The 6,302-nt window shown below is 43.1% G+C and carries 3 protein-coding genes; all 3 read right to left on the bottom strand.

Annotated elements, in window-relative coordinates; all coding sequences use genetic code 11:
- Window positions 1-488: 488 nt before the first annotated feature.
- Complete coding sequence (locus AC13CC_RS00515) at window positions 489-1,928, bottom strand: rubredoxin (RefSeq protein ID WP_482875634.1); 1,440 nt, start codon at window positions 1,926-1,928, stop codon at window positions 489-491.
- A gap of 4 nt (window positions 1,929-1,932) precedes the next feature.
- A complete protein-coding gene (locus AC13CC_RS00510) occupies window positions 1,933-5,466 on the bottom strand; it encodes a molybdopterin-dependent oxidoreductase (RefSeq protein WP_482875633.1) in 3,534 nt (1,177 codons plus the stop codon).
- A gap of 133 nt (window positions 5,467-5,599) precedes the next feature.
- The gene (locus AC13CC_RS00505; RefSeq protein ID WP_482875632.1) at window positions 5,600-6,283 is read right to left on the bottom strand and encodes a response regulator transcription factor; all 684 of its coding nucleotides are present in this window, start codon (window positions 6,281-6,283) and stop codon (window positions 5,600-5,602) included.
- Window positions 6,284-6,302: the final 19 nt, after the last annotated feature.

Here is a 6,302-nt window from a genome sequence, read left to right as displayed (position 1 = left end):
TTTTGAACAACAAGGAAATATTTAATGGAGGTTACCTTCCTTGTGATGGTCCAGGTTTTGGATATAGATCAGTCAACTAATGCATGCTAACCTCTAATAAGAAGCATCTGTTTTTCCAATTTCTTCAATTCGGGATGTCTGCCCAAAATAATTGACCACCCCATTGTATACCAAAAAGTTAAATCATTTTCCTCATAAAAGGTAACTTATTCAGAAATGGGGAATATCATACTGGTTGAAACGCCAGACCAAGCATACCCCCTTCGCCGTAAAAAGTTAAGCATCGCAAAAACGTTGGCAATTGTTTGAAAAACAAACTTCTAAGATAAAAATGGCCGTGATTCAAAAATTCCGTATCAGAGGTTCTCTGTATCCGTACTTTCCAACAAAACAATCTAAAAATATGCTTATTCGAACAACTAATTGGTATATAAATAAACCGACTGGCGAGCAAGAGAATACCGACCCATCTTTTTATAATAAATTCCTTAACCAAATATCATCATAACAGGTTTGAAAAAGGGCTTTCCTGCACTACAAACAGGACAATTGTATTCTTCTGGCAATTCATCAAATTGGGTATTGGGCGCTATATTGGATTTGGGGTCTCCAATATCTTCATCATACACCGTTAAACAGTTCTGACATTGGTGGACCGTATGTTGCACTTGTTCCTTTTTTGTTGTTTTTTTTGTAGCTGTGGTTTTTTCTTGGCCAAGCTGTTGAAAGTATTCCTTGCTCAATTCAATCAAAAGATTGGGCAATTCTTTTTTATCCACATCTTGGGCGTAAACCAAATACTGCCTTGTGTTGGGGTCAAAATCTTTAAAATAACAAACATTATAGGTCGGTCTTACCCGATAATCCAATCCTATCTGGGTCGATGGATTCCTCTCAATGACTATGGATGAAAAATGGGAACGCTTACCTACATCCTTGCTTATGCCAAAGGTAAGTCCATAAGTACTGATGTCGTTCTGGTCAAAATTGGTTACCAAATACTGTTTAAGTTCCAATGCTTCCTGATCGTCCACGGGCAAATGCCAGTTCATTTCCAATTGGGAGTGCCGTACATTGATTCCCCTTTGGCCAAGGAATCTTTCCAGTTCGGGTCGACTTTCTTTGGAAATTCCCTTTACAATGAACGATTTCCATGGTGTGATGCATATTTTTCCGATGCTGTTGTCCAGACAGAATCCGCAAAATTCCTTTAAAAACTGAAGGTCATAACGATTGTTGCGCCAATAGAGGCCCAACCAGAATTGGTCCAATCCCATTCGGTTCATTCCCTCGTAGTAAGGAAACGTAACAAAAGGAATCTGAAGTTCCTTTTTTATGGTTTTGTTGTTATGGGTCTGTAATTTTTGGTTCAGTATGGCAAAGAGTTGATCCACATTGTCCATCGTATGGTACACTTCTTCTATGGCACCGCAAACGGAAACCATGTCCCAGCTGTAAATCAGTACAGGATAGTAAGCACTTTTCTTCCAATGTGGCAGTAGGATGTTCAAATACCAATAATCCTCTTCGTCGGAAGCCACGAAATTGAGGTTTCCGCTAAAAATGGGCACCAACCGTTGTTTTGGATCGGTAATATTAATCTTTAGCCTAGGCATAAAATCAAACTGTTCTAAAAGATACAGGTAGGTGGAACCTTTAAGCCAATGGGTAGCATCAAAAATATCGGCAGAAACATAGGAGCAGACAATATTTTGGTACAATCGGTCTGCAACAATATCTGTTTTGTACTTTGAAATCTTTTCCAATTGCTCTTTTTTGATGTTATTTAACGGAAAGAGCATGTCCTGCCGCGACCCAAAATAAACTTCGGACAGTCCTGCGGACTCAAGCATGGCAATACTGTCCTTGAGCTCGCCCGGGGATGTGATTCCCCCTCTTATCAATATTCTGTGCAAATCATCATTCATACCTTCAAACCATTGCTGTTTTCAGTTGTCCGTTCAATATAGCCTTCACTTCGGGTTTGCAACTTCCACACCCCAGTCCTGCACCAGTTTGGGAACATAACCGAGAAAAATCCGTGCACCCCCCGGCTATGGCGTCTTTGATGTTTCCATCGCCCACTTGACTGCAGGAGCACACCAAACTTCCTTTAAGCGGTTCCATGGTAGAAGTTCCCCGCAACAATTCCTCCCTTTTTTCAGAGAGTTCTATTTCTTCTTCTATGAGCCGTTTAAACTCCGCGAACTCATTTTTATCCCCCATTAAAATGGCTCCTTTCAAAGTATCGTCCTTAACAATACATTTTTTGTAAAACCTTTTGCTCACATCCATCAATAAAATCTCTTCATAGGTAGGGTCGTTTTTCGGAGTATTCACCATCCCGATACTGCACAGGTCCAGATTCTCAAATTTCAAAATATTCATCAACACAGAACCGCTGTAAATGCTTCCCAAATCACCGAGGATATAATTTGCGGCCACATCGGCCTGTTGTTCCGCTGCCGAAGTGATGCCGTACAGTGCATTCTCAAACTCAGCGATTTCGCCCAATGCAAAAATGGACGGGTCGCTTGTTCTGAGGTAGGCATCCACCAAAACCCCTCTTCTTGTTTTCAGTCCGGCATCTGCTGCCAAGGATATGTTAGGTCTGGTCCCTATGGCATAAACAATGGCATTGCAGCGTAAGGTGCGGCCTGTCTTAAGATTGACCATCAGGGTGTATTGTGATTCCTCATCCTCAAAAATGGTACTGACCTCATTGTCAAAAAACAACTGGATTCCCCTTTCGGAAACATCTTCGGCCAATAATTTACTGGATATGGGATCCAACTGGCGTTCCATTAACCTAGGGGCACGCTGTATAATGCTAATATTGATGTTGATTTTTTTTAGGGCAGCGGCCAGTTCAAGTCCGAGCAGACCTCCTCCCACGATCACCACATGCTGCTCACTGGGGGGGAGCTTAGTTTCCGACAGGTAGTTTTTGAGCTGATCGGCATCACCCCGTTCCCGCAAGGTAAACCTTCCCGGCAAATCCATGCGTACTTCGTTGGGCACAAATGCCCGACTTCCGGTGGCCATCACCATAAGATCGTAATCATGTACCCCGCCCAACTCGTCCGTAACAGTCTTTTCTTTGGTATTGATGCTTTGGACACCATTGTTAGGGTACAGCTTTACTTTAAGTTTTTCCAGTTCGCCTTGTTTCAGTTTTTGAAGGGCCTCCCATGACAATTCCTCATTCACGTATTCGGGAAGCAAAACACGGTTGTAAAATGGATGTTCTTCCTTGGAAAACACATGGATCTCGTCCGTTCTGTTCTTTTCCCGATAGGTTTGGATAAAACGATACGCGGCGGCCCCTGCTCCAACAATCACTATTCTTTGTGCTGGTTTCCTATATTTTTCAACCTGAACGGCACAATATTTAAAATCGGGTTCTTTTGAGATCGGGTCCACAATATCGTTGGTAAGATTATTGGCCCTACTAAAATCATCATTCATGATTTTACCCCAGTGCATCGGCAAAAAAACCACTCTTTCCCTAATATCGTAATTGATTTTTACCTTGACCCTTACACTTCCTCTTCTACTTTTTACCATGGCAATATCACCTTCCTTAAGGTTTCGCAGATAGGCATCCACCTTGTTCATTTCAAGGAAAGGGGATGGAATGTGGGTCAAAAGACGCTTTACTTTTCCCGTTTTGGTTCGGGTATGCCATTGATCCCTGACCCTTCCCGTGTTGAGCACCAATGGAAAATCGGAGGTGGGCATTTCCGATGTATTGTACAGATTTCGTGGTGCATTAAAATGCACTTTTCCATTAGCGGTGAAATACTTCTGATCCTGAAAAAGGCGTGGTGTCCCCTTGTGTTCGGGTGAAGGTACAGGCCATTGAAAGCTACCCTCTTTTTTGAGGCGCGCGTGGGACAGTCCAGAAATATCAATATTGGTTCCCTTGGTCATGAGGCAGTATTCGTCATACACTTCGGAGGCGTTGGTATAGTCAAAGCCACCATATCCCATTTCCTGGGCAAATCGCCACAGGATCTCTGCATCGGGCAAGGCCTCGCCGGGAGCATCAATGACTTTGGGCAAATAACTTATCCGGCGTTCGGAATTGGTCATGGTGCCCTCTTTTTCCAACCAACCTGCCGCCGGTAACAACAAATCGGCATATTCTGTGGTTTCGGAATTATGGGAAATATCCTGAACGATGACAAAATTAGCCTTTTCAAGGGCCTTCTCAATTTTTTTGGCATTGGGCAGACTCACTATGGGGTTGGTGCAAATAATCCAAATGGCCTTCATTTTTCCGGATTCCAGAGCATTGAACATTTCCGTTGCCGTAAGACCGGGCTCCCCTTTGATTTCCTTTCCTCCCCAAAATTGCCGGACCTCTGCCCTGTGTTTGGGATTTCCCAAATCCCGATGGGCCGCCAGCAAACTGGCCATCCCTCCTACTTCCCTACCGCCCATGGCATTGGGCTGCCCTGTCAACGAAAAAGGACCCGAACCTGGCTTTCCAATATGTCCTGTCAATAAGGAAAGGTTCAACAGCGAAACATTTTTATCTACTCCGATGACACTTTGGTTCAGCCCCATCGTCCACATGCTGATAAATCCTTTGGCATCCGCTATCATTTTGGCTGCTTTGCGTATTTCATCGGCGGTAATCCCACATTTTTCGGCTGCTTTGCGAATGGAAAGCTCAAAAGCCTTTTGCTTGCACGCTTCAAAATTGGAGGTATGCTTTTGTATGAATGATTTATTGATTTTTTTCTTTTCAATCAGCCATCTCGCCATGGCATTGAAGAGGATCACGTCTGTTCCGGGCAATATTTGCAAATGCAGGTCCGCCAATGCACAAGTCTGTGTCTTACGCGGATCCACAACAATCAATTTAACCTTAGGGTTTTGCTCCTTATGTTTTTCAATTCGACGGAACAGGATTGGGTGGCACCAGGCCGGGTTGGCACCGGCGATCAAAAAGCAGTCTGCCAATTCAATATCCGCATAGGCAATAGGGACGGCATCGTTGCCCACTGTTTTTTTATAGCCGACTACGGCAGAACTCATACAAAGCCGGGAGTTTGTATCAATATTATTGGTTCCCAAAAAGCCTTTGGTAAGCTTGTTGGCCAGATAATATTCTTCGGTAAGGCACTGCCCGGAAACGTAAAGGCCTACACTGTCTGGACCATGACGGTCTATAATGCTCTTGAAAACCGCGGCGGCCCTTTTTAGGGCCACATCCCACGTAACTAGTTGCTTAGGATGATTGCGGCTCCACCGCATCTCTGGGTACAGGATCCTGTCCTTGGTGTCTTGGGCTACGTAATTTAACGTTTTCCCTTTCGAGCAGAGCATCCCTTTATTCACTGGATAGTCCTCATTGCCTTTTACAGACAGTACCCCTTTGGCATCTTTAGTTACTGTAATGCCGCACCCCACACCGCAATACGAACAAATGGTATTATGTGTATCTTTTTCCTGCATCGTAATCACACCCTATTTTTCGATGTTGAAAATTAAAAAATTACGTACAAGTACGTAGTGTGAATATGATAAAAGTGATGCTCTAAATCGAGAGAATGATAAAAATTGCAGTAAAAGGTTGAAAAATTGAAACCTACACTAAATTGTATTTGTTCGCTTTTTTGGAAAGGTCTATTAAGTTTTTCACTTCCATCTTCTTCATCAGGTTAAAGCGATGGGTCTCGATGGTACGTTTACTGTTCTGCAGTTTTTCTGAAATCTCCTTGTTGGTATACCCTGCCAAGACCAATTCCAACACTTGAAGTTCCTTATTGGTCAGGTCAAAAGGATTACTCTTATTTTCTTTGGATGAAGTGCTGTTTTTTTTGCCTGAGCTAAACAAATTGTTCACCAAAACATTTGAAATATCCCCACTAAAATACTTCCCGCCTTCTTGAACCATATGGATTGCCTTTACAAATTCAGTCTTTCCCGTATCCTTTAAAAGATAGCCACTGGCACCTGCCTTTACCGATTTAAGAATATACTCTTCCGAATCATGCATGGAAAGAATGATGGATTTGGTCTTGGCATCGCCCTTGGCATTTAAGCGTTCCACTGTTTCAATACCGCCCAATTCCGGCATTCGGATATCAATGATCAGAATATCGGGCGATTTTTCATTTACCATTTTAAGGGCATCCAGACCATTGGAAACCTCACCGATTACATCCAAATCTGGCTCTTCTTCCAATAAAGCACGTATACCATCTCTAACCAAAGAGTGGTCATCGGCCAAAACTATGGTAATGGTCTGTTGGTCTTCCGAATCTTGCATTCCACAAAAATAGTCGAAT

The sequence above is a fragment of the Flagellimonas sp. L-11 genome (genome assembly GCF_056857735.1).
The sequence above is the reverse complement of the archived record's forward strand: the minus strand, read 5'-3'. Positions and strand labels throughout refer to the sequence as shown.

Coding starts and splice junctions, on each gene's coding strand:
- AC13CC_RS00515 (WP_482875634.1), bottom strand. CDS start 1,928: ATGAATGATGATTTGCACAGAATATTGATAAGAGGGGGAATCACATCC.
- AC13CC_RS00510 (WP_482875633.1), bottom strand. CDS start 5,466: ATGCAGGAAAAAGATACACATAATACCATTTGTTCGTATTGCGGTGTG.
- AC13CC_RS00505 (WP_482875632.1), bottom strand. CDS start 6,283: ATGCAAGATTCGGAAGACCAACAGACCATTACCATAGTTTTGGCCGAT.